Source organism: Nonomuraea composti, assembly GCF_012034275.1.
Taxonomy (GTDB): Bacteria; Actinomycetota; Actinomycetes; order Streptosporangiales; family Streptosporangiaceae; genus Nonomuraea; species Nonomuraea composti.
Genome location: NZ_JAATEP010000017.1, coordinates 83,877 through 109,667 on the forward strand (window position 1 = coordinate 83,877; position 25,791 = coordinate 109,667).

A 25,791-nucleotide genomic window follows, 5' to 3' on the forward strand; every position below is an offset into this window, starting at 1 on the left:
CCACGTTCATGCTGTCGCCCCATCGCTCGGCACCGGAGAAGGGGGAACGCATGCAGGAGGCGTCGATGGAGATGAGGACCGACGAGGTTCTGCAGGTCACGCTGCGAGGCGAGATCGACTTCACCAACTCCACCGAGATCAACAAGAGGATCAAGGAAGCCGTGACCGAGTACCGGCCGGCGGCCGTGCGGGTGGATCTGTCCGCCGTGACGTTCATCGACTCCACCGGGGTCGGTGTGCTGGTCAACGCGATGCGCATGGCGAACGCGGCCCGCTCGGAGTTCCGCGTGGTGGGCCCGAACCGCCGCATCTCGGATCAGCTGAGGACCATGGGGCTGCTGGCCGCCTTCGGCCTGGCCTGAGCGCGCGAGAAGGGCGAGGGTGATGGCGACCTGCGGCTATGTGCCTGATGGCAGCGGCCGATGAATCCGGAGGGTTATCGCAGCCGGCTGGCCGATCTCGACGCCCGCATCGGCAAGGCACAGCCGCCTCCGGACGTCGTGCTGGGGCAGGCCGGCGGGCTGCTGGCCGGCCGGGCCGGCTGCCGGCTGGGCGAGGCCCACGCCTACCTGGTGCGCCTGGCGGCCGAGCAGCAGCGGCCGGCCCACGAGCTGGCCGCCGAACTGCTCGCGGCGCTGGAGCGGGAACCCACGCGCGGGCATCCCTTCATCTCCGCGACGATGGAGGCCGCCCTGAGACCTGCTCAGGAGCAGGCCGATCCCGCGCCGGCCCCGCCCCGGTCACCCTCAGGTGAAGCCTGGATCCGGGCGGTGCAGCAGATCCTCGACGGGCTCGCCGGCCGGCATGTCCTGCTCATCCCGCGGTACACGGCGACGGGGCAGGTCGACGACTACACCTTCGCCGCCGCGAGCCCGGCCGTGCTGGACCTGTCCGGACGCAGCGGCGCCCAGCTGGTCGGGCGCAAGATGAGCGAGATCTATCCCACGATCGTGGACGGCCCGATCTGGCACGCCTGGCATCAGACGCTGCGCGACGGCCTGCCCCGGCGGATCGGTCCGCTTCCCTACCTCAGCCTGGCCGAGCGCGCGCCCGCGGAGATCCTGATCACGGTCAAGATGTGGCCGGTCGGCGCCGGACTGCTCAACAGCTGGATCCGCCACGACGAGGAGACGCGCCTGGCCGAGCGCATCGCCCAGACCGAGCGCCTGGGCGATCTCGGCTGGGGCGAGTGGGACCTCATCACGGGGCAGGTCCTCTGGTCGGACGGGCTGTACCGCGTCTATGAGCGCGCCCCCTCCGAAGGCCCCCTGTCCCGGGAGGAGACCGAAGCCCTCATCGTCCCCGATGACCTGCCCGTACGTGGCCGGGCCGCCGAGGCGTTCGGCCGCGGCGAGGCCGTCGATGTGACGTACCGCATCCGTCTGGGCGGCCGGATCAAGCACATCCGGACCGTCGTCGACGCGGTGCGTGACACCGAAGGCCGGCCGGTCAAGGTGTACGGCATCGTCCAGGACGTGACCGCCGGAGAGGTCAGCCGCCTGCGGCTGACCGAGGCCGAGCGGCAGCTGCGCGCCCAGCAGCAGAGCCTGGCCGCCGAGCACCGGGTCGTGAGCAGGCTGCAGCAGATCGTCCTGCCGATGCCGCAGGAACCGATCGACCTGCCGGGCCTGCGGGTCGCGGTCCGCTACCTGCCCGCGGAGAAGGCCAGCCGCGTCGGCGGCGACTGGTATCACGCCACCCCGACCGGCAACGGCAACGTCCTGCTGTCTGTCGGGGACGTGGCGGGGCACGGCATGGAGGCGGCCGCCGCCATGGCCCAGCTCCGCCACGGCCTGGCCGCGCTCGCCGTCACCACCACCGACGACCCCGGCCGGCTGCTGACCGCCCTCAACCGGCTGCTGTTCGCCGACGGCCACGTCGCGGCGCAGCCGAACCTGCTGCCCGTGACCGCCACGGCGGTGGTGGCCCGCTACGAGCCCGGCCGCAACCGCCTGGTGTGGGCGCGCGCGGGCCACCCGGCGCCGCTGCTGGCCCGCGCGGGCGTCACCGTCGAGCTGGAGCAGCCCGACGGGCCGCTGCTCGGCGCCTTCCCGGCCGCCGAATACCCGACCACCGTCACGTCCCTGTGGCCCGGTGACGTGCTGCTGCTCTACACCGACGGACTCGTCGAGCAGCGTCACCAGGGCCCGGAGCAGGGCCTGGCCCCCGTGCTCGCCGTGCTGAACCGCATCACGGCAGGGCCGGCCCCGCACCCCGTGGCCGATCTGGTCAACCAGCTCGATCACGCCAACCCCGACGACGACACCTGCATCCTGGCCGCCCGCCCGCTCGGCGGCCCGAGCCCGGCGGGCGAGCCGTGATGAGCGCATCCCATCCCACCGACCGGCAGCCCGGGCCGCAGCGACCGCGCGGACCCGCCGCACCGCCGGCGCAGGCCGCCCGCGTCCTGCTGCTGCGCGACTTCGACCTCGGCACGCTCGTCGCCATCCGGCACGAGGTGGAACGCCTGTGCGGGCTGTGGGGCCTGACCGGCCTCGGCCTGTACCGCTTCGTCGTGGCGGTCAACGAGATCACCACCAACGCCGTCCGGCACGGCGGCGGCAGCGGGCGGCTGCGCCTGTGGCACGTCGGCCGGCGGCTCTACTGCCGGATCGACGATAGCGGGCCAGGAGGCGCCGCGGACCCCGAGCGGCTTCCGGATCCCGGCAGCCCGGAGGGGCGGGGCCTCTGGCTGGCCCGGCAGAACGTCGCCCGGCTCACGCTGTACTCCGGCCCCGCCGGCACCACCATCGAGCTGGAGGCCTCATGACGGCGGCCCGTGGGGCGTCGCGCTCAGGCGGCGGCTGCCGACTGCGCCGCCAGGAACGGCAGGACGACGCCGGCCATCTCGTCGGGCACCTCCTCGGCGAGGTCGTGGCCGGCGTCGAAGACGTGACCGGTGACGTCGTGGGTCATGAGCCGCATCTGTGACTCGTTGCGCTCGCCGATGAACGCCGAACCGCCGAGCGCCAGCACGGGGATGTCCAGCTTCCGCCGCGCCGAACCCGGGGAACAGCGCCTCGGCGAACACGAGGGCGGTGACGTGCTCGCGGTGCCGGGCGGCGAGCTGGTAGCGGATCACCGCTCCCCAGTCCTCGCCGATCACGGCGTAGCGCTCGTGGCCGAGCGCGCTCATCAACGCGGCGATGTCGTCGCTCATCGTCGCGGAGTCGTATCCGCCCGCGGGCCGCGCGGAGTCGCCGAGCCCGCGCAGGTCGGGGACGATGACGGTGTAGTGCGGCGTCAGCTTCGGGACGAGGTGGCGCCAGTGGCAACCGGTCTTCGGCACGCCGTGCAGCAGCACCACCGCCGGCCCGGAGCCGGCCGTGCGGTCGTGCAGGCTCGTGCCGTTGACGGCGGCGCGGCTGGTGCGGACGGGGGTTCCGTCGTGGCCGAACACGGGTACTCCTTATTGTGGATCGCTTGATACAGATTTGGGGCATGAAAAAAACTCTCGAGGGCGGCGAGCGCCACCTCCACGAGTGATTCGAGGGCACGGGCGTCCGGCGTGATCTTGGCGGACACCAGCAGGCCGTTGAGAAAGGTGACCAGGAACGCGGCGAGCGTGTGCGGGTCGTGCCGCGCCGCGCGGCCAGCATCGCGCGGATCGCCGAGCGGGCATCGGCCCCCTCCTCCAGGCGGCGCAGGGCATCCGCGGCGAGCGTGCTGCGGTAGTGCTCCAGCGCGGCCCGGTAGAGGCCGTCCTTGTCGCCGAACGCGGCGTACAAGGAGCCCTGCCCGAGCCCCAGGTGCCGGGTCAGGTCGCGCACGGTGGTCGCCTCGTAGCCGCGCGTCCAGAACAGCTCCATCGCGCGGCTCACCGCCGCCTCGGTGGCGAACTCCCGGGTCCTCGCCATGGCCGCACCCTGGCCTATCTGGATCGCACGTTCAAAAAAGTCGGTTCTCGCGCGTTCACGGTAGGGGCGTGAGCGCGTCCTTCAGTGCCGCCCGCGCGCCGTTCAGTGCGTGACGGAGCCGGTCCGGTGGCAGTGAACGGCACCGTGCTGCCCACGCCGACGGCCTGGCCGTAGGCGTCCGACACCTTCGCCGTCGTGGCGCAGGCCGCGCTCCTGCTCCTGGCGCTCGCGATGGACAGTTCCTGGCCGTTGAAGCCGGCCCCGCACGGGATCTGCCGGTCCGGCGCGGCCTGGGCGGGCGTGGCCGGGAGTGGCCCGGCGAGGGCCATCGCCACCAGGGTCAGACGTCTTTGCCGGGCCGGCCCGCCGGCTCGTTCCGGTGGACCGCTGGCACATCGGCAGGTTTGGATCGCCGTTGCGGGGTGGGGCGTGAACGGCGCCGGGTGCAGTCCTCACCGTGCCGTGACCCTGCATGAGGACGTGCCGGGGGACCCTGGAGGTGTCCGGATCAAGCAGGACATAGGGGGATACCGCATGTTCGCGATCATCGGGTCTTGCGCCGCGGCACTGGCCGCGGCGGGAACGTTCGCCACGGCTCCGGCGACTGCGGCCGACCACGCGTGCGGCCGGTCACCGGACGGCGCGGCGGTGGTGGCGGAGATGGAGGGCGACCGGGCGCAGGCGTGCGAGATCGCCATGGACGTGGCGGTGGCCTATCAGAACGGGTTCCCGTCCTCCAGGGAGGCGCTGCCGGACGATCTGGTGAGCTTCACCGTGCAGGTGGACGGAGCTCCGTGGGAGTGCATGACGGTGCAGCGGGCTCAGGACACCAAGCCCCACGGCCAATGCGTGCACCCCTCCGGTGACAACGTCAAGCTCTACGGCTGACGCTCCGGGGCCGGTCATGCACCCTTGGCGCCGGGTCCGTGGCCGCGGGGCGTCGGCGGCTGGGTGCGCGCCGGGCCGGCGGCAAGACCTGCGCGGAGACTCGGGAAAACGTCCACGAGATCAAGCAGGCGCGACCCTATACTCCAGGCATGGCTCCTGAAACGGTGTTCGGGGTGCCGACCCGATGGGAACGCGACTCTGACAAGGTGGCCGTGCTGCTGCCCGGAGCGGCGTACGTGCCCGCCCGGCCGCTGCTTCACTTCGCCCGGACGGTGCTCGTCCGGCGCGGCTGGTCGGTCCAGGAGATCTGGTGGGAGACGCCGGAGACGCGGGACCAGGACGAGATGGCCGCCTGGGTGCTGGAGCAGGCGCGGGCGGCGCTCGACGCCGAAGGGGACGTCCCGCGGGTGCTGCTCGTGGCCAAGTCGCTCGGCTCGTTCGCGGCGCCGCTCGTCGCCGAGCGGGGGCTGCCCGCGATCTGGCTGACCCCGCTCCTGCGCTACACGCTCGTCGCGGACGCGCTGCGCCGCAGCCGCGAGCCCGCGCTGCTGGTCGGGGGAGGGGCGGACCGGTCGTGGGACGGCAAGACGGCGGTGGCGACCGGCCACGAGTACGTCGAGATCCCCGGCGCCGATCACGGCCTGGAGGGCGAGGACGCGGTGGAGTCGGCCCGGATGCTGGTGGACGCCACCACGGCCATGGACCGCTTCGTCGCCGCCCTGGGCTGACAGACCGTCCTCGTGGCCGGGGTGATGGCCGTGCGCCGGCACGCACGACCATCACGTCATGCCCGGCCCGCCGTCACTCCAGGTCGGCGAGCACGACGTCGTCCAGGTGGAGCGAGCTGCCGGCGCTGCCGCCCGCGCTGCGCACCTCCAGGTTGACGCTCGCGGTCCCGGCGGGGGCGGTGAGCTGCGCCGCGAACTCCTGCCAGCTCCCGCTCAGCTCGCCCACCGCGACCGGATCGGTCCGCAGCAGCTGCTGGGTGTCGTCGAACCACTGCACGCTGACGGTCGCGGAGGTGATCCCGGCGCTGCCCTGCCTGGCCCACAGGCTGAACCGCTTCGCGCCCGGGGTGGTCGTGAAGCCGGGCCAGTTGCTGAGCGTCACGCCCCAGCCGCTGCCGCCGGTGGCCTCGATGCGCAGCCCGTAGGAGCCCGCGTGGGCCGCCTCGGCGGCTCGTTGCACGGTGCTGCCGTACCAGGCGGTCCACTTGCCGGCCGAGTTCTCCAGCGTCGCGGTGTCGGCGTCGAGCGCGTTGGGCACGGGCGGCTCTTCCGACGAGCCGTTGAGGGTGCTGCCGGCCTCCTGGTTGTAGGGGGCGGAGCGCCAGGTGTCCCAGGAGACGGTCTCACCCCATCCCTTGGCGAACTTCCAGTCACCGATGTAGGTGTTGTCGTGGAAGCTGTTGCCGCCGTTGAACATCACGTCCTGCTGGATCCCGGCGACCGTGTACGGCGACCAGGGCAGGTTGTCGGCGCCCTGCGCGTACAGGGCCTGGGCGCCGCAGTAGGGGCCGGCGCAGGGCACGTTCGCCCTGTCGAAGCGGAACTCGTTGCCGAACACCTTGACGTTGCGCGAGTGCCAGCGGCAGTCGCTGCGGTAGGGCTCGTCCTTGACGGAGGTGTAGCAGGGATGGGTGGCGTTGACCGGGTCGACGTAGTCCTCGTCGTAGGGCGGCGGGATCAGTTTCGGGTCGACCAGCGGCGTGCAGTAGGACCTGCTGGTGTTCGCGTTGGAGTTGCAGAAGCGGTTGGCGTTCTCGAAGATCGAGACGCCGGAGAAGTTGTCCTCGAAGTAGTTGTCGTTGATGGTGAGGTTCGTGCTGCCGCTGGTGGCGCTCGCCAGCCGGGCGTCGCCGCCCGATTCCGAGATGTAGATCGCCGGCGCCGGTGAGCCCTGGTTCTTCACGCCGCCGGCCCAGGCGTTGCGCTTGAAGACGTTGCGGGTGATGGTGGCGTTGTAGCTGATCTCGTACCAGAGGCCGACGCTCTCGTTGTGCTCGATCCAGTTGCGGTCGAACAGGAAGTCGATGTTGTTGGTGTCGGCCCAGAGGCCGACGCTCAGGTTGTCGTGCACGTAGTTCTCGGTGACGGTGGCGCCCTTGACGTCCCAGAACTTCAGGCCGCCGGTGCAGCCGCACCCCGGGATGCGGGTCTCCCAGTCGTCCTGGTTGTTGCCGGCGATCTCGTTGTTGTGCACGACGAGGTTCTTGATCGCGGAGTCGTCCGCGACCTGCTTCTTGTACGCGCTGGCGCCGTACTGGCCGTTGTCCTTCAGGCAACTGTGGCGCAGCGTGTTCTCGCTGCCGAGGAACACCGCCGCGCCGTCGTTGTGGTGCGCGTACAGGTATTCCATCACCCAGCCGTCACCGGCGGAGTGGTTGATGACGCCTTCGTCGCCGTTGTCCGCGCCCGAGCCGAAGTTGCGGATCTCGAGATAGGCGATGCGCACATTCGTGGCCTCGCCGGAGAAGGCGTAGACATTGATGTTCTTGCCGTCGAGGACGGCGCCGGGGGCCCCGATGTAGACGCTGTTCGCGCCCGTGACGATCTGGCTGTACCGCCCGTCGCCGAGGGTGTGCGTGCCCGGCGCGAACCAGTAGGTGGTGTCGGGCTGGTCGAAGTCGAAGCCCTTGTTGTCGCCCTCCGGCACCACGACGGCGCCCGCCGGCGCGCTGGCCGGGCCGCCCTTCCACGCCTCGCTGTCGCAGACCTTCAACTGGGCCGGTAACTCGGTGTACCAGCCGGCCGCACTTTCTTGCCGGGCGTCGGCGCCGGCCGCCTGACCCGTCACTACGTTGAGAAAGGTCGCTACGGTGAGTAGCGCGACCACGGCAACCGAATGTCGCATCGATTTCCCCGCTTCCACGGCGACGTTGTTGACAGCGAACAGTAGCGCCGAAGATCGCTCCCGGTCAGGCGATTGGCGATCAAGCTTCGGCGCGCGCGGGTCGCCGATCGCCCCGGAAAAGGAAGGGACACGCCGACGCCCAGGATGAATACCGTCCGCATCAATACGGACCCTTGACGTGTCCGGATGGTGACCCTGCGGGCAGACGTACGCGCGCGGCGGCCGGGCCGGCGCCCGGCGCCGCCCGCCGGCGACGGCGGGCGCGACCCTGGCCCAGTGCCTGGAGCAGGCGGCCGGTCCAGGAGGTGAAGCGGCGGCCGGGCCTCACCGCGAAAGCGGGGGAGAGGTGAGAATGCGCTTGAGGTGACTTGCTGAGGGTACGGGAGGGGACCCGGCGCACCAGAGCGCTGGGCGTGCACCAGCTAGGAACCCTTCATGAGACTGGACTTCAGTGTCAGCCTGTCCGCAGGCGCACCCGTCGTCGGCGTGGACGGAGAGGTCGATCTGCTCACCGCCGACGACCTGTACGAATTCCTCGCCACCGTGATCCGGCAGCGCGGCCCGCGGCTGAGCGTGGACCTGCGGCGCGTGACGTTCATGGACTCCCGAGGAGCCACCGCCATGCTGCGGGCGCGCCGGCTGGCCCGCTCGCTCGGCGGGAACCTGACGCTGGTCGGCCCCAGCGCTCCGGCGGCCCTGGTGCTGCGCGCCGTCCTGCCCGACCAGGACCTGGCGCCGCCGGACCCGGCGGCGGCGGACGTGCGCCGCCCCCAACCGCATCCGCTCGGCTGAAAGGACGTAAAGATGACTCAAGACCGTGACGACCATGGGCGCGAGCCGGGCTCCCCGGAGGGGATGAGCGCGCAGGACGTGGAGCGGCGCAGCGACCTGGCGCGCTGGATCAGCGGGGTGCACGCCTTCCCCGCCGACCGGGCGACGCTGGTGGAGCGCGCGCAGTCGCAGTCGGCCCCCCAGGGGGTGCTGTCCGCGCTGCGTTCCCTGCCGGACCGCACCTTCACCAACGTGGAGGACATCGCGCATGAGCTGGGCATCGGCGGTGATCAGCAGCACGACTGAGCGGTGAGCCGCCGCCACCGGGACGGCCTCTCAGGCGCGGCCGAAGCGGGCGGCGAAACGGGCGGTGAACAGGTCGGCGCCCTTGCGTTCGTGGACCGTCTCCGCCGTGGCCGCGGCGACGCCGTCCGGGGTGGGCAGCTGGCCGACGCCCGCGCGCGTGCCCAGCGGAAGCAGGATCCTGCGTTCGGACGCCGGTGCGTGAACGGTGTCCGGCCGGCCGCCGGCCAGCCGCGCTCTGATGTTGCGCACCACGACGGCGGCATGGGTCATCGCGTAGGAGGCCATCTTGGGGTCGGGGAGAGCGGCGATGTCGCCGATCGCGTAGGCGTGCTCGTAACCCTGGACGTTCAGGTGCTCGGTGACCGGGACCTCTCCCCGCTCGGTCAGCGGCGACAGGGCTCCGTCGGCCAGGTATCCGGTGTTGATCTCGACGCCGAACGCCTGGAACCAGATGTCCGCCACGATCCGCTCGCCCCTGTCGGTGGTGACCTCGAAACGGCCGGCCCGGCCGGCCTCGACCGGTGGTAAGGCGGTCAGGCCGGTGCCCGGGCGCGCGTCGATGCCGAGGTCGTCCAGCCGGCGGCGCAGCTCGTTGCGCACCTCGGGCAGGAAGCCGGGCAGCAGCTGATCGGCCCTGTCGAGGATGACGACGTGCTTGTGCGGCCAGACGTCCTTGATCTCCCCGGCGAGCTCCAGGCCGACCGGGCCGGCGCCGAGGATCAGCACCCGCCCGGCGGCGGCCAGCTCCCGGTGGGTCGCGCGCAGATCGTCCAGTTGCCGGGCGACGCTCGTCGCCGCAGGGTGCGGTTTGGCCGGATACGGGTAGCCGGAGCCGGTGGCCAGCACCAGGTGATCGGCCTCGACCCGCTCGCCCGAGGCGAGCGTGACGCCCTTCGGGTCCACGGAGACGGCCCTGTCGCGGATCACCCGGCCCCGCCGGAGCAGGGTCGCGAACGGGAAGAACGCGTTGGGCGCCCAGTCCGGGCGGGTCAATGCCCGCAGCGACGCGGCCGCGTTGACGAACGCCTCCCGGGGGTCGATGAGCGTGACGTCCGCCTCGGCGTCCAGCTCCTTGGCGACCAGCGACCCGCCGTAACCTCCCCCGACGATCACCACGTGATTCATGCTCGCTCCTCAGCGGCTCGCCGTCATGCGACAGCGTCGAAGTTGACGTGACAACTCTAAGCACGAGGCGAGTTGTCACGTCAACTCTGAGGCATTACGATCGGGCCATGGCCGAGCCCCGCACCCTGGAGCCTGAGCAGTGGGAGCTGTGGAGCGACTGGATGGAGGCGCAGCGCCTCCTGGCCCGCGAGCTCGACCGTGAGCTGCAGCGCGACCACGGCATCTCCAAGGCCGAGTTCAGCGTGCTCGTGACGCTGCACCGGGCGGCCGAGGGGCGGATGCGCGTCAGCGAGCTCGCCGAGTCACTCGCCTGGGAGAAAAGCCGCGTGGCGCACCAGCTGACGCGGATGGAGAGCCGCGAACTGGTGGACCGCACCGAGGACCGCTCCGGCCGCCGGGTGGGCATCGGGCTGACCGCCAAGGGGCGCGGCGTCGTGGAGGGCGCCATCCTGGGGCACGCCGACAACATCCGCCGCTACTTCTTCGACACGCTCACGCCCGAGCAGGCCGAGGCCATCCACGCGTGGAGCCGGCAGGTGATCGACCGCGTCAATGACCGGGCGTCGTCGGCGCCGGTGCGGCGGTGAGCGCGGTCAGCCCGGATGGGGGTGGCCGCAGGGGCGCAGGCCGTCCAACAGGAGGTCCAGCAGGCGAGCCGCCATCGCCTCGTGCTCGGGCGAGCCGGCCACGGTGAAGATGCCGATGAGAGCGGCGGCGATGTCCTCCGCCGGCACGTCGGTGCGCAGTTGCGCGCTCGCGCGGCCGGCTTCGAGGAGGTCGTCGATCGCTCCCAGCAGCTCGGTCCGGGTGTGGGCATGGGCGATCTCGCCTGATTCGATCATCGCGAGCAGCGTGCCGAGCATCCCGTTCTTGGTGGCGATCCACTCCCCGAACAGGTCCATCCAGCGCCGCAGCGCCGCGGGCGGGTCGAGCTGGGCGAGCAGCTCGCGGGCGCCGGTGGTGAGCCGCGAGACCTGGTCGCGGTAGACCGCGTCGACCAGCGCCTCGCGGGTGGGGAAGTGCCGGTAGAGCGTGGCGATGCCGACCCCGGCCGCGTTGGCGATCGCCCGCATCGACGGCTCGGTCTCGGCCGAGGCGAACAGGCGGGTCGCCACGGCCAGCAGCTGCTCGCGGTTGCGGGTCGCGTCCGCCCGTGGTCTGCGGATCTCTGCGGCGGCCAAAACGGATCACGCTCCACTTGTGCTAGCTTGGGTTCCTGAAAGCGGAGCATAGTTCGTTTACGCTGCTTCGCGAGCCGCGACAGGGGACAGGTGAGCATGAAAGAACCGAACCTCGACACGCCGGCGACCACGAGCCGGGCGGTCCAGTTCACATCGTTCGGCGGACCGGAGGCCCTGCACCTCCGCGAGGTGCCCGTGCCGCACGCCGGCCCGGGGCAGATCCGCGTACGGGTCACCGCGGCCGGCCTGAACCCGATGGACTGGTTCATGACCTCCGACGCCGAGACCGCCGCGCGCTTCGGACTGAGCCTGCCGTGCGGGTTCGGCACCGACTACGCCGGCGTGGTGGACGAGGTCGGAGACGGCGTGCGCACGTTCGCGGCCGGTGACCGGGTGTTCGGCGGCGCCCTGTCCCGCGCGGTCGCCGACCACGTCGTCGTGGACGAGACGGGGACCATCGCGGCAGGCGGCCAGGCCCACCACACCCCTGACGGCGTCGACGACCGCACCGCCGCCACCCTGACGATCGCGGGCTGCACGGCCGCCGCGGCGCTGGCCGTGGTCAAGCCGGGCCCGGGCGACACGGTGCTCATCGGCGGCGCCGGAGGCGGGGTGGGCGTGTTCGCCGTCCAGCTCGCGCGCCTCGCGGGCGCGCGGGTGATCGGCACGGGGTCGGCGGCCTCGGCCGATGCCCTGCGAGCCCTGGGGGCCGAGCCGGTCACCTACGGCGACGGCCTGGCCGGCCGCGTCCGCGCGCTGGCTCCCGCCGGCGTCACCGCCGCCATGGACCTGCACGGGACGGACACCGCGCAGGCGGCACGCGAGCTGGGCGTGCCCGACGAGCGCATCACCACCATCGCCGCCCAGATCGACGGCATCACGCCGGCCAACGGCGCCCACGCGGCCCCGGGCGCCATCGAGGAGATCGCCGGCCTGGTCGCGGCCGGCCGGCTCCGCGTGCCGATCGCGGCCCGCTTCCCGATCGAGGAGATCCGCGCTGCGGTCGAGCTCCAGGCGGGCCGGCACGTGCACGGGAAGGTCGTCATCGACCTCTAGGAAAGGCCTGCCGGGCCTCTTTCTGTCAGGTAGTCGCCGTGCTCCAGATCTTCGAGCAGGGTCGGATGAACGGGTGACCAGCCGAGCAGCTCCCGGGTGTGAGAGCTGGAGACGGGCCCGTCGAAGCCGTAGACGACGGCCATGAACGGGCTGACGAAGTGCGTGGCGGCCTCGTCCGGGGTCAGCGAGACGGTGGGCAGACCCAGGCGCCGGGCGATCGTCTCCGCGATGCTCCTGAAGGTGACGCCGCTTTCGGCCACTCCGTGCAGGACGCTGCCCGCGGGCGCCTTCTCCAAGGCCAGGCGGAACAGGACGGCCGCGTCGAGCCGGTGCACCGCGGGCCACCGGTTGCTCCCGTCTCCCACGTAGGCCGACACGCCGGTCTTCCGCGCGGTGGCGATGAGCATGGGGATGAACCCGTGGTCCTCGGGGCCGTGCACGGTGGGCGCCAGGCGCACCACGCCGGCGCGCACGCCCCGGACGGCGAAGCCCAGGCAGGCCCGCTCGCCGGCGACGCGGAAGGCCGCGATGCCGGTGGGGTCGGGCTCGTCGTGCTCGGTGCTCTCCCGGCCGGCGGGCATGACCAGCGTGCCCGAGGTGACGACGAGCGGCTTGCCCGAGTGCTCCAGCGGCCGGCCGAGCGTCTCGATCGCGGTCCGGTCGCGCCGCATCATGTCGTCGGGATCGGAGAAGTCGCCGCCGTACGCCAGGTGCAGGACCGCGTCGGCGGCCTCGGCGCCGCTGCGCAGGCTGTCGAGGTCGTCCAGGGAGCCGGGGTGTGGCGTGGCGCCCAGCGATCGCAGCCGGGCGGCGGCGGCGTCCGAGCGCGCCAGGCCGGTGACGGTGTGACCGGCCGCGATGAGCTCGGCCACGACCGCCGGCCCGGTCTGGCCGGTTCCCCCGGTGACGAAGACATGCATGGAACTCTCCCCATAACGTCAGTGACTGGCGCTACGTAGCGCCAGTTGCCGACTGTAGGTAGCGTCAGTGACTGGCGTCAAGTAGCGCCAGTCACTGACATATGGGGTATTCTGCGGAGCGTGCCACGCAGCGGAGCAGAAGCGCGCCGCCGCCTTCAGCAGGCGGCTCTGGAGCTGTACCGGGAACGCGGTTTCGACCGCACCACCACGGCCGAGATCGCCGCCCGGGCCGGTCTCACCGAGCGCACGTTCTTCCGGCACTTCCCCGACAAGCGCGAGGTCCTCTTCGACGGCGAAGCCGACCTGCGCGCCGCCCTGACCCAGGCGATCGCCGCGGCGCCCGACGGCCTGCAGCCGCTCGACCTGCTCCTCCACGCCTTCCGCGAGGTCGAGCACCTCCTTGAGGACAACCGCCCCTTCGCCGAGCCGCGCCTGCAGGTCATCGCGGCGACGCCCGCACTGCGCGAGCGGGACCTGGCCAAGGCCGCCTCGATCGCCGAAGCCGCGGCGGAGGCGCTGCGGCGGCGCGGCGTCCCCGCCCGGCCGGCCGGCCTGGCCGCGCACATCGGCTGGGCCACCTTCCACCAGGCGGCCCAGGCATGGATCGACGACTCCTCCCAGAGCCTGGACGCGCACCTCCTGCAAGCCTTCGCCGACCTGCGCACCCTCTGCCTGACCGCCCTGGCCGGCGACCCCGGCCGGTGAGTCCTTCCGCCGGTGCCCGGCACCGCTACGGGGGACGGTCGTCTACTTGTCGAGGTCGGACAGGTCGAGCACGAACCGGTAGCGAACGTCGCCCGCGGCCAGGCGGTTCAGGGCGGTTTCGACCTCGCTGGAGGGCAGGATCTCGACGTCCGCCGTGATGCCGTGCTCGGCGCAGAATTCCAGCATCTCCACGGTCTGCCGCAGCCCTCCCGTGCCGGAGGAGGTGAGCTTCTTGCGTCCGGCTCCGAGCTTCCAGAGCCGCGGGCCGGCCAGCAGGGGGTTCCCGAGGACGCACAGGGTCCCGTCGAGGCCCAGCATGCCGATGAGCGGCGTGAGCTCGTGGTCGGCCGCGATGGTGTCGAGGACGAGGTCGAAGCGGCCCCGCGCGGCGGCGACCTGGGCCTCGTCGGTGGTCACGAGCAACGCGGCCGCCCCCAGCCTCAGGGCGTCCTGCTCCTTGGCCGCGGTGCGGCTGAGAACGGTGACCTCGGCCCCGAGCGCGGCGGCGAGCTTCACCGCGAGGTGGCCGAGCCCTCCGAGGCCGGCGACGGCCACGCGGCTGCCGGGGCCGGCGCCGGCGGCCCGCAGGGGCTCCCAGACGCTGACGCCGGCGCACATGAGCGGGGCCGCGGCGGCCGGGTCGAGCCCGTCAGGCAGGTGGAAGGCGAACTTCTCGCGCAGGACGTACTCGCGGCTGTAGGCGCCCTTGGTCGGGGTGCCGTCGATGCGGTCGGTGCCGCCGTAGGTGGTGGTCGGGCGGTGGTAGCAGTAGTTCTCCTGCCCGGCCAGGCACATGGCGCACTCGCCGCACGAGTCGACGATCGTGCCGATGGCGACCCGCTCGCCCACGGCGAAGCCGGTGACCGCCTGGCCGGTGGCGACGACCACGCCGGTCGCTTCGTGCCCGGGGACGAGGTCCTTCTCGCCGAGCATTCCGTGGATGCGGTGCAGGTCGCTGTGGCAGACACCGCAGTAGTCGATCCGCACGGCGATGTCGTCAGGCCGCAGATCACGCCGTTCGAAGGTCACGCGCGTCAGCGTGTTGCCGGTCGGGTCGAGGCTCTGCCAGCCGGTCGTGCTCCTCATAGCAGGTCTCCCTCATCAAAACGGAATCTAAATTCACCTTAACACATTTCGGAATGAGGATTCCGTTTTGGATACACTGGTGCCGATGAGCTCACGACCCAGTCCTCCGGGCGCCTCGCGCGCGCCGCGCCGGGACGCCCTGCGCAACGACGTCATCGTCATCAAGGCCGCCCGCGCGGTGTTCGCCGAGCAGGGGCCGCAGGCGAGCATGGAGACCATCGCCGCGCGCGCCGGCCTCGGCGTCGGCACGATCTACCGGCGCTTCACGGGCAAGGACGCCCTCCTCGACGCCATCGCGCGGCTCATCGCCGAGGAGATGGACCAGGCCGCCGCGGCCGCGCTCGCGGACCCCGACCCGGCGGCCGGTCTTGAGCGGTTCCTCGATTTCGTCGGCTCCTTCAACGCGGAGGAGCGTCGTTACGCGGCGTCCCTGGCCGATCGGGTTCCCAGCGACGACGAGGTGAGCACGCGGACGGCCGACCGGATCCGGCAGCTCACGCGGAAGGCGGTCGAGGCGGGATATCTCGCGCGGGACGTGACCGCGGACGACATCAAGGCGCTCATCATCGCGATCCGAGCAGTGGTCGCCGCTTCACCCGACGGGGACGACGCACCGTGGCGTCGTTTCGTCCGCTTGCACCTCACCGGGCTCCGCGCGGATCCCGAGCGGGCACGACGGACGTGGCCGTCCCCTCCAGGACGAGCCTGAGCGCCGGCGCGATGGTCCCGCCGAAGTTCGCCCGTGCCTGCCCGGCGTCCGCGTGCCGCAGGTCCGCGCCCTGTGGTGATCGGTAGTTGGCGAAGCCGACCACGTCGAGGCCGGGCAGCACCAGCCACGCGTAGGCCTGGTCCGGTGCGGCGGCAGGGTTTTGGATGACGAGGCCGGAGCCGTTGAGAGGCTCGTACGGTCCGGTCAGGGTGGGGGCGACGAAGCCGTAGAGCCCGGTGGGCGCGCTGCCGGGCGGGTGGAAGGAGTGGCGCTGGGTGGAGAAGAAGAGGTAGTAGCGGGAGTCGTGGACGACGACGTGCGGTCGTTCGAGCTCGTGGTTGACGCCTTCGGCGACCAGCAGCGGCGGGAGCAGCCTCCAGCCGCCGGCACCCGGCTCGGCCAGGGCGATCGCGCCGGTGAAGGTGTCGTCCCAGGCGGTGGAGGCGGCGATGAGGAGACGGTCCCGCCCGTCGGCGGGGTCGCGGAACCAGCCGGGGTCGCGGAAGGCCCTGATCCGGCCCGGCGCCCCGTCGGCCTCGTCGGCCGGCAGGTACGTGCGGCCGTCGGAGCGCAGGATCTCCCGATGCCCGGCGTCCTGGCGCAGCGTGATCCGGTCGCCGTCGGCGAGCAGGGCGGGGCGGGCCTCGACGACGCTCTGCCGGTAGGTCGGGCGTGCCTCGCCGCGCCGCCCGGCGGCCGTGTAGTACACCGACACGGTGCCGTCCGGGCGGCGCACCGCCGAGCCTGACCATTCGCGGCTGCCGGGCGAGGCGCCGTCGGCGAAGGCGTTGCCCAGGTCGTGCCACGTGTCGCCGTTCCTGCCGAGCAGACGGATCCTGGCCCGGTCGTGGCGCCCTTCGGGGTGGCCGAGGGCGGGGGCCGACAGCGCCATCCACAGCTCGTGGCCGCCGGACACGCTGGTCGAGCCGTCCTCCTCCTGGACCGGCCACAGGTCCCACACGTCGTGGCCGGGCAGGATCCGCGGTGCGGCCGCCGGGTCGAAGGCGGGCGCCGTGGTCGCGCCGCTCTCGGCGAGCAGGTCGAGGTGGCGGCGGGTCCAGCGCGCCGGCCGGTCACCGCTCACGTGACACGCCGCCGATAGTGGTGGCCGGGCTGATCCCGCCGTGGAGCCGGGTCGTGGGTCATCGCCGTCAGCCCTTCAGGGAGCCCTGGAGCAGGGCCTTGACGAAGTGCCGCTGGAAGATGAGGAAGATCACCAGCGTGGGGGTGAGGATGAGCAGCGATCCGGCGCACAGCAGCGGGATGTCGGTGCCCCACTGGCCCTGGAAGGCGCCCAGAGCGCCGGACATCGTGCGCTTCGCCGGATCGTCCACGAGCACGATCGCCAGCAGGAACTGGTTCCACGTCCACAGGAACAGCAGGATGCCCAGGGACGAGATCGCCGGCATGGCCAGGGGGACGTGGATGCGCCGGAACAGCTGCCACACGTTCGCGCCGTCCATCCGGGCGCTCTCCGACAGCTCCGCGGGCATGTTGACGAAGTGGGCGCGCATCCAGAAGACGCTGAACGGCATGAACAGGCCGATGAGCGGCAGGATGATGGCCCAGCGCGTGTTCAGCAGCCCCATGTCGCGCACCTGGTAGTACAGCGGCGTGATGACGCCTTCGAACGGCAGCGTGAGGCCGAGCACGAACAGCAGGAAGACGACGCGCGCCCCGATGACGCGCAGGTGGCCGATGGCGAAGCCGGCCATCGTCCCCAGGAGGATCGAGATCGGCACCACGCCCAGCACGATGAGGACGCTCGACCACAGCAGCGCGCCCATGTTCGCGGCCTCGAAGGCGCGCAGGAAGTTGCCCCACTGCGGGTCGCCGGGCCAGGCCAGCCCCGCCGGGTAGGTGCCCGAGGGGTGCAGGGCGGTGACGAACAGGCTGAGGAACGGCAGGAGCGTGACCGCCATCAGGACGATGAGCAGCAGCCGGCCGGTCCAGGCCTCCCGCCGAGCGGTGATCATTTGTTGCCGTCCTTCGCGAACCACTGGATGGGCAGGGCACAGGCGATCACCAGGACCATGAGCACCACGGCCAGGGCCGAGGCGGTGCCCACCTCGCGCTCGGAGAAGGCCAGGTAGAAGATCTGCAGGCCGGGCACCATGGTGGTGTTGCCGGGGCCGCCCTGGGTGGCGATGTAGATGATGTCGAAGCTGGCCAGGGCCGCGATGACGGTCACGGTGACGCAGACCGCGATCTCCTGGCGCAGGCTCGGCACGGTGATGGAGACGAACTCCCGCCACGGGCCGGCGCCGTCGAGCCGGGCGGCCTCGTACAACGCCGGGTCGATCTTGCTCATGCCGGCCAGGAGCAGCAGCGTGCACAGGCCGAGCAGCACCCACGCGCCGATCATGCCGACCGCCGGCAGGGCGGTGGCGAAGTCGCCCAGCCAGGCGCGGGTCACCCCGCCGAGGCCGACGAGCGAGAGCAGCTGGTTGATCACTCCGGTGGAGGCCAGCAGCCAGCTCCACGCGATGCCGGCCGCCACCAGCGGGATGACCTGCGGCAGGAACAGCACGGTGCGCGCCACGAGGGCGAGCCGGCTGGCGGCGATGCGCCGGATCGTCGCGGCGATGGCCAGGCCCAGCACCACAGGGATCGCGCTGAAGAACACGATCAGCTTGAACGCGTTGACCAGCGAGTCGAACAGGTCGGGATCGGTGAACACCTTGCCGTAGTTGGCCGCGCCCACCCAGGTGGACGGGCCGATGCCGTCCCAGTCGTAGAGCGAGTACTGCAACGTCAGGGCGATCGGGCGCAGGACGAACACCGCGTAGAAGGCGAGCGCGGGCAGGACGAACAGCCAGCCGGCCAGGCCGCGCGCGCCGCGTAGCCTGCCGGCGGCCGGCCGCCGATGCGCGGACCGGGGCACCTGATCAGTTCCCTTCGAGCTGGCGGGCGTAGTCGGCCTGGACCGCCGTCAGCAGCCCTTGCGCCGTCTGCTTCCCGGCCACCAGCTTCTGCAGGTTGGGGGTCCAGCTCTTGGCGTAGATGGCGCCGGTGGCGTTGGCGATGAAGTCCATCGCGCCGTTGTCCTTGGCGATGTCCGCCCCGGCCTCCAGGGTGCTCGCGGTGACCTTGTCCGCGGCCACCTCCGGCATGTACGCGTCCGCCGGGCCCATCGGCCGCGATCCGCCGATCTCGACGCCGATCTCGCGGGCCCGCTTGTCGGTGGCCACCCAGTTGAGGAAGAAGGCGGCGCAGTCGGCGTTCTTGGCGTTCGCGGCGATGCCGAAGGTGAGCGGCGCCGACATGGCGGCGCGCTTGCCGCCCTGCTGGGCGGGCGGCATCAGGGTGAAGCCGACGTTGCCCGGCATCTGCTTGTCGAGGTTGCCGGACTCCCAGTCGCCGTTGAACATGATCAGGCCCTGGCCGTCGATGAAGCGGCTCATCATGGTCGCGTAGTCGACCGCGTTGACGTCCTTCTGGAAGTAGCCCGCCTTGATCCACTTCTCCAGGTGCTGGACGGCCTGCTGGTTCGACGGGGTGTCGATGGTGGCGCCCGGCTTCTGGAAGATCCAGTCGTTGATGGGCCCGGTGGGGCCGTAGGAGGCCATGAGGTTCTGCAGCGGGAACGCCAGCCCGCCGGTCGCGCCGCCGTTGAACTGCACGATCGGGGTGATGCCCGCGTTCTTGGCCTTGGCCAGCACCTCGTCCAGCTCCGCCAGCGTGGCGGGCGGCGTGGTCATCCCGATCTGCGCGGCGAGCTTCTTGTTGTAGAAGACGCCGGTCATGCTCATGTTGAGGCCCAGGGCGTACAGGGAGCCCTCGCCGCGCGGCCGGCCGCCCTGGCCCAGGCGCAGCTGTTCGAGCTGGGAGGCCGGCCACTTGTCCCAGCCGAACGCCGTCGCGTAGCCGTCGAGGTTCTTCAGCAGGTTGTCCTTGACCAGCTCGGAGACCTGGGGCAGGCGCATCAGGTCGGGTGGGTTGTCGGCCAGCACGCGCGGCGCGTTCTGGGTGATGACCGCGAACTGGTCCTCGCGGACGTTCCACGTCACGTTCGGGTGCTGCTTGGTGAACTCGGTGGTCAGCGCCTTGGGCAGCGGGAAGCCGGTCTCGAAGTAGCCGTTCATCGTGATCGGCGCCGAGCCGCAGGCGGGCGCCTCGGACACCGCGGACGTGCCGGTGGCCTGGGGTTGCGGGCTGTTGCTGCCGGGGGCCGCGCAGGCGGCGGCCAGCGTCCCCATGGCGATCACCAGCGCGGCCCCGGACCTGCCGGGACGGACTCGACGAGCCATGTGCATCTCCTCTGCTGCCGGGGACGATCGGCCCGCGGCAGATGCCCCAACTCCATTGCTAAATCGGATTAGCGCCCGATAGTCTCACCACGCGCGTCGTACGATGTCAACCCCCCGTAACACACCCGCGACGATCGGAGATTCGGTGAGCCCACGACGGGTCACACTGGCCGATGTGGCCAAGGCCGCGGGCGTCTCCCGCACGACCGCCTCGCTCGTGCTCTCGGGCCGCGGTCGCGAGCTGCGGATCTCCCAGGATGTCGAGCGGCGGGTGCTGAGAACCGCCGAGGAGCTGCAGTACCGGCCCAACATCGTCTCCAGGGGCCTGCGCACGGGCACCACCCGGACCATCGGCTTCGTCTCCGACACCGTCGCCACCTCCCGGCTGGCCGGCGACATGATCAAGGGCGCGCTCGAGGCCGCCCGCGACCGCGGCTTCATGCTGTTCATCGGCGAGACCGAGGGCGACGCCGAGCTCGAACACCTCCTCCTCCAGGCCATGCAGGACCGCCAGGTCGACGGGCTCATCCTGGCCTCGATGTTCACCCGCACCATCAAGGTGCCCAAGGCCGTCACCGCCATGCCCGCCGTGCTGCTCAACGCCCTGCCGAAGAAGCCCGCGCCCCTGCCCGCCGTCCTGCCCGACGAGGTCGAGGCCGGCCGCCGCGCCGCCCGCGTCCTGCTCGACGCCGGCCACCGCGACGGCATCCACCTGATCGGCGCCGGCCCGAGCCTGCGCGACCGCCCCTCCGAGAGCCTCGCGGCGGTGGAACGGCTCGTCGGCATCCGCGAAGCGTTCGGCGCGGCGGGCGTCAAGGTGGCCGGCGCCCGCGCCTGCCCCGACTGGCTGCCGGAGTACGGCCTGGCCGCGACCCGCGACCTCCTGCACACCGCCGAGCCGCGCGCGCTGATCTGCTTCAACGACCGGATCGCGATGGGCGCCTACCAGGCGCTGGACGACTTCGGGCTCAAGGTGCCCGCGGACGTCTCCATCGTCTCCTTCGACGACCACCCCATCGCCTCGTGGATGCGGCCCCGGCTGACCACCGTGGCACTGCCGCACTACGAGCTGGGGCGCAAGGCCGTTGACGTGCTGTTCGCCGAGATCGACCGCGATCGTACGGACGGCGACCGGGTGGGCGAGGTGCACCGGGTGGCGATGCCCGTCCGCATCCGTGAATCCGTCGCACCGTCGTCCGCCGTGCAGCCGCTCGGCTGACCCCCACCCCGAGGGCCGGGATCGCCGAGCCCGGTCACCGTCAGTAGGTGACGCTGCCCTTGACGGCGCTGGTCCGGCGTTCCTTGGGGATGACGGTGTCGAGGATGCGCAGGTGGTCGTTCGCGCGGCGCCAGCGGTAGCCGCTGCCGCGCACGATCATTCCGTGGTGGAACTTCCTGGGCAGGTAGCTCACGACATCGAGATGGTCGGCCCGGTCCCAGAACAGCCCTTGGGGGGATTCGCTGGCGGGGACCGTTACGGGGGTGCCGGCGGGCCTGTCGGTGGTCAGGTCCCAGAATCGGATGTACGCGGGCTTGCCGCTGGTCTCCGCATCGATGTAGGCGACGGCCGCGCCGCCCGTCCGCAGGGCGCCGAACTTCGAACCGCGACGCACCACCGTCCACGTCGTGGTGGAGAAGACCTCGGCCACCTCCGGCCGGCCGGCCACCGGCGGGCGGCGGGCGATGAGGTAGGCGTTGTCGGGGCTGAAGGAGATCGCCCGGTCGGGCGTGAAGGGCAGCGTGTGGACCTGCCCGGTAGAGGTGTCCACCACCTGGTACGACGCCCCGACGACGGCGAACCGGCCGGCCGGGGAGAGATATTCGAGCGGGCTCGCGGAGGGCGACCACCTGCCCGGTACGGCGCGGATCTTCCCCGTGGTCACGTCATGGACGACCAGGGCGCCGTCGCTCCTGCGGTAGTAGGCCACCTGGCTGCCGTGCGGCGTGGCGACCGGGGCCACCGCGTCCGGCAGGCGGATCATCCGCCCGTCGCTCAGCCTCAGCCGCCAAACGGTACAGGGCTCGCCCTCTTCCATGGGGCAGCGGTCGACGACGTAACGCACGAAGACCTTCTTCGTGCTGATCGCGCCGGCCGGATGCGCCACCGCCAGCGGCGACGCCACGAGGGCAAGCAGTAAGGCCGTGCGGAGCAGCAGTCTCACGGCAGGCCCCCGGTCGGTCCTTGGGATGACAGCCCCGATTATTGGGGCAAGCGGCCCATGACGTCCAGATCGGCTCAGCGGCGTGACAGCCCGGGCGTTTCAGTGGGCCGCGCCGGCGTTGGCGGGCGAAGGCCCGCCAACGCCGAAAAGGCCTCAGTTGAAGCAGTCCTGCTTGTTCAGCGCGATGCCGTACTCGGTGATCTTGCCGCGGTTGACGCCGAAGCTGTAGTAGGCCTTCTTGTTGCCAGGGACGGTGATCACGTAGTAGCCGTGGAAGTCCTTCTTGATCTTCGGGTAGGCCGTCTTCAGCTGCTGGAGGGTGGCGCCGATCTTGATGCCTTCCGGCGTCTTCATCCCCTTCGCGGCGAAGATCGCGGCCACTCCCACGCGCGGTGAGATGTAGACGCCGATCTGGTCCTTGGGCGTCGGGAACTCCTTCAAGTCCCACCCGGAGCAGCCGCCCCCGCCCGGCAGCTTGCTCACCACGGCCCCCGTCGCCTTGGCCTGCTTGGCCGTCATGCCGAGCTTCACCGCACCGTATCCGTACGGCCCCAGGGTCGGCTTCGCCTGCGCCACAGCGGCGTTGGCGCCGGACACCATCAGCGCGCCGGCGAGGAGCGAGGCCCCGATCATCGTCTTCGTCATGTCTGCTTCGACGGCGCAACCCCGGGAAAAGTTGCGGGGAAACGATCACGAATGATCGCCGGGACGCGGCCGGCCGCCCGGCGGCCACGTCAGCCCTGCGGAGGGTTGGCCGGGTCCGTGTCCCGGTGGAGTTGCTCGATCAGGGCGGCCAGTCGCCGATCGCCGCTGAGCTCGCCAAGAGCCTGCTGGAGGACGCCGACATAGGTGGCGCGCGCGGCGGTGACGACGTCGCGGCCGCGATCGGTGATCTGCGTGTAGACGCCGCGCCGGTCGGTCGGGCAGTGGAAGCGTTCGGTCAGGCCCATCCGCTCGAGCCGGGCGACCAGGCGGCTGACCGAGCTCTGCCGGAGCGGGATCGCCTCGGCGAGGACCTGCTGGCGCAGATGACCGTCGTCGTCGGAGTACGCCAGCGCCGCGAGGGCGGTGTACTCGGAGACGGACAGGCCGTGCTCGTTCTGCAGGGCGCGGTCGAGTGCCTCCTGGACGGCGGCCTCCAGGTGCCTGAGCGCCTGCCAGCGTCTTTCGAGGCCCGACGGCAGCTCGATGCGCGGGACGCGTCCCAATGGCCCTCCCTTCGGGTGACCAGTTTGACACGGATTCCATGCATGGACAACCTATGCATAAGCAAATGTTGTACGTACATGGGAGTGCTCATGCGTGCTTTCGTCACTGGCGCCACGGGATACATCGGCGGCTCCGTCGCCGACCGGTTGCTACGGGCCGGCCACCAGGTCACCGGCCTGGCCCGCAGCCCGGAGAAGGCGCGCCTGCTCGAACGCCGGGGCGTGACCCCGGTCGTGGGCACCCTGGACGACCGGGCGCTGCTCGCCGAGCAGGCGCGGGCCGCCGACGCCGTCGTCAACGCCGCCGACAGCGACCACCGAGGAGCCGTGGAAGCGCTGGTGGAGGCGCTCGCGGGATCGGGCAAGCCGCTGCTGCACACCAGCGGGTCGAGCATCGTGGGCACCGACTCCCGCGGCGAGCCGTCCGGGGAGATCTTCGGGGAGGACATTCTCGATGCGGGATCGCCCTGGCGGCCGGCCGCCGACAAGGAGGCCCGGGTGGCGATCGACCGCTACGTCCTGGCCGCCTCCAGCCGGAACGTCCGGTCGGTGGTCCTGTGCAACACCCTCATCTACGGCCATGGCCGCGGGCTCAGCCGCGACAGCGTCCAGATCCCCGCCCTGGTCCGGCAGGCGCGCAGAAGCGGGACGGTCCGCAGGATCGGCGCCGGCCGCAACATCTGGTCGAACGTGCACATCGACGACGTGGCCGACCTCTACCTGCTCGCGCTCGACGCGGCCCCCGCCGGCTCGTTCTTCTTCGTGGAGAACGGCGAGGCGTCGTTCGGCGACATGACCGCCGCCATCGCCGAGACACTGGGCCTGGGCCCCGTCGAAGCCTGGGACGTCGACGCGGCCATCCACGAGTGGGGCTATGAGGCCGCTGTCTTCGCCCTCGGCTCCAACAGCCGCGTCCGGGGCGAGCGCGCCCGCACCGAGCTCGGCTGGCGGCCTCGCCACGCCTCCGTCCTGGACTGGATCAGGAACGAGCTCACCAACGGCTGAGATCACGCTGGTCCGGTACGTCGCGCGCGCAACGCCTGTGAGAGCGCGTCGACGGTCACCCCCACGACGGCCACGAGCTGCGCCGGGCTCGCCCCGGCTCTGCTCATGACGGCGAGAGACTGGTTCACGGCCGCCACGTGCTCGGCGAAAGCCTCGGCGTCCTGGTCGGGCAGTGAGCCCGCCTTCAGCGCGGCGCGCAGGCGCGAGCGCTGCCGGCCCAGCGCCTCCCTCGCGTGCGCCGCGATGCCCGGGCTCAGCACCGGGATCGCCATGGCCGTCTGGGCGATCAGGCATCCGTCCGGCAGCTCGGGATCGGCGATGCGGTCGAGGGTGACGTCGAAGAACGCGCGAACGGCTTCGAGCGGCTCCGTGGCCGCACGGGACAGGGCGGCGTCGTACTTGTCGCCGTAGCGCGCGGCGTAGCGGTCCAGGCAGCGCAGGAAGAGCGTGTCCTTGTCGCCGAGCGAGGAGTAGATGGAGCTGCGGTTCAGGCCGGTCGCCCGGGACAGGTCGTCCAGCGAGGTGCCGGCGTAGCCGGCGCGCCAGAACTGGATCATCGCGGCGTCGAGCGCCGTGTCCATGTCGAACTGCTTCTTGCCTGCCACGTGGCACTTCCTCGCCGGTGTGCGGATTGTCGGGGGCTGCGCTGCACGCCATCCTATCTTGAACTAAACAGTTCAAGATGTGCTAGCCTCCGGCAGGACGCTGACCTGCGGCGTCGACGCCCACCTTCCTCTGGAGGACCCCATGACCGACCCTGCGACCAGCGCCCGGCACGTCCGCGACGGCGACCCGGTCCCCGGCCTGCCCCTGCACGACCTGGCCGGATTCACGCACCGCTGGGTCGACGCGGACGGCGTCCGCCTTCATGCCGTCGAAGGCGGACAGCCGGCCGGCCCGGCCGTCGTCCTGCTCGCCGGATTCCCGCAAACCTGGTGGGCCTGGCGGAAGGTGATGCCCGGCCTCGCTGCCCGGTTCCGCGTCATCGCGATCGACCTGCCGGGCCAGGGCCACTCCGAGCGCCCGGAACGCGGCTACGACACGCACACCGTCGCCGCCCACGTCCACGCCGCGGTGCGGGCTCTCGGCGTGCCGGCGTACTGGCTGGCCGCCCACGACATCGGCGCCTGGGTCGCCTTCTCCCTCGCACTCCGCTTCGAGCGCCACCTGCGCGGGGTCGCGCTGCTCGACGCCGGAATCCCCGGCATCACCCTGCCGGACGCGATCCCCACCGACCCGGACCGGGCGTGGAAGACCTGGCACTTCGCGTTCCACCTCGTCCCCGACCTGCCCGAGACGCTGCTCGCCGGCCGCGAACGGGACTACGTCGGCTGGTTCCTGAGAATGAAGGCCCTGTCTCCCGGCACGTTCGACGACGCCGAGATCGACCACTACGCGGCGGCCATCGCCGCCGACGGCGGCCTGCGCGCCAGCCTCGCCTACTACCGGGACGCCGCCGAGTCCGCCCGCCGCAACCACGAGGCGCTCGAGCGGCAGCACCTCACCGTGCCCGTCCTCGGGATCTCCAGCAGCCACGGCTCCATCCCCGACATGGCGGCCTCCCTGCGCCCATGGGCCGACCACGTCACCGGGGTCGTCGTGCCCGGCGCCGGCCACTTCATCCCCGACGAGCAGCCCGAAGCGGTGGCCGCCACCGTGGCCGGCTTCGTCCTCGACCGCGACTGACTTCCGGGGGCCCGGCCTCTTCG

Annotated in this window: 28 protein-coding genes and 1 pseudogene; 14 read left to right on the top strand and 15 right to left on the bottom strand. The window is 71.6% G+C overall.

All coding sequences use genetic code 11. From position 1 onward, the window contains the following. Window positions 1–65: 65 nt before the first annotated feature. Genes HCN51_RS24235 through HCN51_RS24245 form a run of 3 tightly spaced genes read left to right on the top strand, consistent with a single transcriptional unit; the run spans window position 66 to window position 2,770 of the window. Window positions 66–362, top strand: coding sequence for an STAS domain-containing protein (locus HCN51_RS24235; protein ID WP_168011745.1), 297 nt, complete (start codon window positions 66–68; stop codon window positions 360–362). Window positions 363–422: 60 nt separating this feature from the next. After that, a complete protein-coding gene (locus tag HCN51_RS24240) occupies window positions 423–2,321 on the top strand; it encodes a PP2C family protein-serine/threonine phosphatase (RefSeq protein WP_168011746.1) in 1,899 nt (632 codons plus the stop codon). Continuing rightward, the gene (locus tag HCN51_RS24245) at window positions 2,321–2,770 is read left to right on the top strand and encodes an ATP-binding protein (RefSeq protein ID WP_168011747.1); all 450 of its coding nucleotides are present in this window, start codon (window positions 2,321–2,323) and stop codon (window positions 2,768–2,770) included. Before HCN51_RS24240 ends, HCN51_RS24245 begins: the two co-directional genes overlap by 1 nt. On the opposite strand, the gene HCN51_RS63030 is transcribed toward HCN51_RS24245, so the two are convergent. Further along, a complete protein-coding gene (locus tag HCN51_RS63030) occupies window positions 2,765–3,400 on the bottom strand; it encodes an alpha/beta fold hydrolase (RefSeq protein ID WP_206067677.1) in 636 nt (211 codons plus the stop codon). The genes HCN51_RS24245 and HCN51_RS63030 overlap by 6 nt on opposite strands. 343 nt (window positions 3,401–3,743) lie before the next feature. Continuing rightward, a pseudogene (locus HCN51_RS63035) lies at window positions 3,744–3,857 on the bottom strand (TetR family transcriptional regulator); the annotation flags it as partial. 534 nt (window positions 3,858–4,391) lie between these two features. On the opposite strand from HCN51_RS63035, the gene HCN51_RS24260 reads away from it, so the two are divergent. Next, on the top strand, window positions 4,392–4,745 hold the full coding sequence (locus HCN51_RS24260) for a hypothetical protein (protein WP_206067678.1): 354 nt from the start codon (window positions 4,392–4,394) through the stop codon (window positions 4,743–4,745). Between the two features lie 149 nt (window positions 4,746–4,894). Continuing rightward, the gene (locus tag HCN51_RS24265; protein ID WP_168011749.1) at window positions 4,895–5,473 is read left to right on the top strand and encodes an alpha/beta fold hydrolase; all 579 of its coding nucleotides are present in this window, start codon (window positions 4,895–4,897) and stop codon (window positions 5,471–5,473) included. Window positions 5,474–5,546: 73 nt separating this feature from the next. Here HCN51_RS24265 and HCN51_RS24270 read toward each other — a convergent pair whose 3' ends face one another. Continuing rightward, entirely contained in the window at window positions 5,547–7,541 is a 1,995-nt protein-coding gene (locus tag HCN51_RS24270; RefSeq protein WP_168011750.1) for a right-handed parallel beta-helix repeat-containing protein, read from the bottom strand. A gap of 492 nt (window positions 7,542–8,033) precedes the next feature. On the opposite strand from HCN51_RS24270, the gene HCN51_RS24275 reads away from it, so the two are divergent. After that, window positions 8,034–8,390, top strand: coding sequence for an STAS domain-containing protein (locus tag HCN51_RS24275; protein ID WP_168011751.1), 357 nt, complete (start codon window positions 8,034–8,036; stop codon window positions 8,388–8,390). 12 nt (window positions 8,391–8,402) lie between these two features. Next, window positions 8,403–8,675: a DUF2795 domain-containing protein gene (locus HCN51_RS24280; protein WP_168011753.1), complete on the top strand. Its 273-nt coding sequence runs from the start codon at window positions 8,403–8,405 to the stop codon at window positions 8,673–8,675. A gap of 30 nt (window positions 8,676–8,705) precedes the next feature. Here the strand turns inward: HCN51_RS24280 and HCN51_RS24285 are convergent, their stop codons facing one another. Continuing rightward, window positions 8,706–9,800, bottom strand: a complete 1,095-nt coding sequence (locus tag HCN51_RS24285; protein ID WP_168011755.1) for an NAD(P)/FAD-dependent oxidoreductase — start codon at window positions 9,798–9,800, stop codon at window positions 8,706–8,708. Window positions 9,801–9,907: 107 nt separating this feature from the next. Between HCN51_RS24285 and HCN51_RS24290 the strand changes: the two genes are divergently transcribed. Next, window positions 9,908–10,387: a MarR family winged helix-turn-helix transcriptional regulator gene (locus HCN51_RS24290; RefSeq protein WP_168011757.1), complete on the top strand. Its 480-nt coding sequence runs from the start codon at window positions 9,908–9,910 to the stop codon at window positions 10,385–10,387. A gap of 6 nt (window positions 10,388–10,393) precedes the next feature. Here HCN51_RS24290 and HCN51_RS24295 read toward each other — a convergent pair whose 3' ends face one another. Further along, window positions 10,394–10,981: a TetR/AcrR family transcriptional regulator gene (locus tag HCN51_RS24295; RefSeq protein WP_168011759.1), complete on the bottom strand. Its 588-nt coding sequence runs from the start codon at window positions 10,979–10,981 to the stop codon at window positions 10,394–10,396. A 96-nt stretch (window positions 10,982–11,077) separates the two neighbouring features. Between HCN51_RS24295 and HCN51_RS24300 the strand changes: the two genes are divergently transcribed. After that, window positions 11,078–12,037: an NADP-dependent oxidoreductase gene (locus tag HCN51_RS24300; protein ID WP_168011761.1), complete on the top strand. Its 960-nt coding sequence runs from the start codon at window positions 11,078–11,080 to the stop codon at window positions 12,035–12,037. On the opposite strand, the gene HCN51_RS24305 is transcribed toward HCN51_RS24300, so the two are convergent. Further along, window positions 12,034–12,957, bottom strand: a complete 924-nt coding sequence (locus HCN51_RS24305) for an SDR family oxidoreductase (protein ID WP_168011763.1) — start codon at window positions 12,955–12,957, stop codon at window positions 12,034–12,036. The genes HCN51_RS24300 and HCN51_RS24305 overlap by 4 nt on opposite strands. Before the next feature lie 120 nt (window positions 12,958–13,077). Between HCN51_RS24305 and HCN51_RS24310 the strand changes: the two genes are divergently transcribed. Then, the gene (locus HCN51_RS24310) at window positions 13,078–13,662 is read left to right on the top strand and encodes a TetR family transcriptional regulator (RefSeq protein WP_168011765.1); all 585 of its coding nucleotides are present in this window, start codon (window positions 13,078–13,080) and stop codon (window positions 13,660–13,662) included. Window positions 13,663–13,704: 42 nt separating this feature from the next. On the opposite strand, the gene HCN51_RS24315 is transcribed toward HCN51_RS24310, so the two are convergent. Next, complete coding sequence (locus HCN51_RS24315) at window positions 13,705–14,748, bottom strand: NAD(P)-dependent alcohol dehydrogenase (protein ID WP_168011767.1); 1,044 nt, start codon at window positions 14,746–14,748, stop codon at window positions 13,705–13,707. 85 nt (window positions 14,749–14,833) lie between these two features. Between HCN51_RS24315 and HCN51_RS24320 the strand changes: the two genes are divergently transcribed. Then, complete coding sequence (locus HCN51_RS24320; RefSeq protein ID WP_168011769.1) at window positions 14,834–15,457, top strand: TetR/AcrR family transcriptional regulator; 624 nt, start codon at window positions 14,834–14,836, stop codon at window positions 15,455–15,457. Here HCN51_RS24320 and HCN51_RS24325 read toward each other — a convergent pair. The 4 genes from HCN51_RS24325 to HCN51_RS24340 form a co-directional block, all read right to left on the bottom strand. After that, complete coding sequence (locus HCN51_RS24325) at window positions 15,390–16,541, bottom strand: glycoside hydrolase family 68 protein (protein WP_168011771.1); 1,152 nt, start codon at window positions 16,539–16,541, stop codon at window positions 15,390–15,392. The two genes, HCN51_RS24320 and HCN51_RS24325, sit on opposite strands and share 68 nt — an antisense overlap. A gap of 67 nt (window positions 16,542–16,608) precedes the next feature. Continuing rightward, window positions 16,609–17,433 carry a carbohydrate ABC transporter permease gene (locus HCN51_RS24330; RefSeq protein WP_080039634.1) on the bottom strand — a complete coding sequence of 275 codons (825 nt, stop codon included), beginning with the start codon at window positions 17,431–17,433 and terminating at the stop codon, window positions 16,609–16,611. Further along, window positions 17,430–18,341, bottom strand: coding sequence for a carbohydrate ABC transporter permease (locus HCN51_RS24335; protein WP_080039633.1), 912 nt, complete (start codon window positions 18,339–18,341; stop codon window positions 17,430–17,432). Before HCN51_RS24335 ends, HCN51_RS24330 begins: the two co-directional genes overlap by 4 nt. A 4-nt stretch (window positions 18,342–18,345) precedes the next feature. Further along, window positions 18,346–19,707 carry an ABC transporter substrate-binding protein gene (locus HCN51_RS24340; RefSeq protein ID WP_168011781.1) on the bottom strand — a complete coding sequence of 454 codons (1,362 nt, stop codon included), beginning with the start codon at window positions 19,705–19,707 and terminating at the stop codon, window positions 18,346–18,348. 145 nt (window positions 19,708–19,852) lie between these two features. Between HCN51_RS24340 and HCN51_RS24345 the strand changes: the two genes are divergently transcribed. Continuing rightward, window positions 19,853–20,926, top strand: a complete 1,074-nt coding sequence (locus HCN51_RS24345; protein ID WP_206067679.1) for a substrate-binding domain-containing protein — start codon at window positions 19,853–19,855, stop codon at window positions 20,924–20,926. 40 nt (window positions 20,927–20,966) lie between these two features. On the opposite strand, the gene HCN51_RS24350 is transcribed toward HCN51_RS24345, so the two are convergent. From HCN51_RS24350 to HCN51_RS24360, 3 genes are all read right to left on the bottom strand, one after another. Then, window positions 20,967–21,869 (bottom strand): WD40 repeat domain-containing protein, encoded by a 903-nt coding sequence (locus tag HCN51_RS24350; RefSeq protein WP_168011792.1) that lies wholly within the window; start codon window positions 21,867–21,869, stop codon window positions 20,967–20,969. Window positions 21,870–22,022: 153 nt separating this feature from the next. Continuing rightward, window positions 22,023–22,514 (bottom strand): hypothetical protein, encoded by a 492-nt coding sequence (locus HCN51_RS24355; RefSeq protein WP_240973191.1) that lies wholly within the window; start codon window positions 22,512–22,514, stop codon window positions 22,023–22,025. Between the two features lie 89 nt (window positions 22,515–22,603). Continuing rightward, a complete protein-coding gene (locus HCN51_RS24360; protein WP_168011794.1) occupies window positions 22,604–23,077 on the bottom strand; it encodes a MarR family winged helix-turn-helix transcriptional regulator in 474 nt (157 codons plus the stop codon). A gap of 90 nt (window positions 23,078–23,167) precedes the next feature. On the opposite strand from HCN51_RS24360, the gene HCN51_RS24365 reads away from it, so the two are divergent. Further along, a complete protein-coding gene (locus tag HCN51_RS24365) occupies window positions 23,168–24,082 on the top strand; it encodes an NAD-dependent epimerase/dehydratase family protein (RefSeq protein ID WP_168011796.1) in 915 nt (304 codons plus the stop codon). 2 nt (window positions 24,083–24,084) lie between these two features. Here HCN51_RS24365 and HCN51_RS24370 read toward each other — a convergent pair whose 3' ends face one another. After that, window positions 24,085–24,687 (bottom strand): TetR family transcriptional regulator C-terminal domain-containing protein, encoded by a 603-nt coding sequence (locus tag HCN51_RS24370; RefSeq protein ID WP_168011798.1) that lies wholly within the window; start codon window positions 24,685–24,687, stop codon window positions 24,085–24,087. A 142-nt stretch (window positions 24,688–24,829) separates the two neighbouring features. Between HCN51_RS24370 and HCN51_RS24375 the strand changes: the two genes are divergently transcribed. Further along, entirely contained in the window at window positions 24,830–25,768 is a 939-nt protein-coding gene (locus HCN51_RS24375; protein ID WP_168011800.1) for an alpha/beta fold hydrolase, read from the top strand. Window positions 25,769–25,791 lie beyond the last annotated feature (23 nt).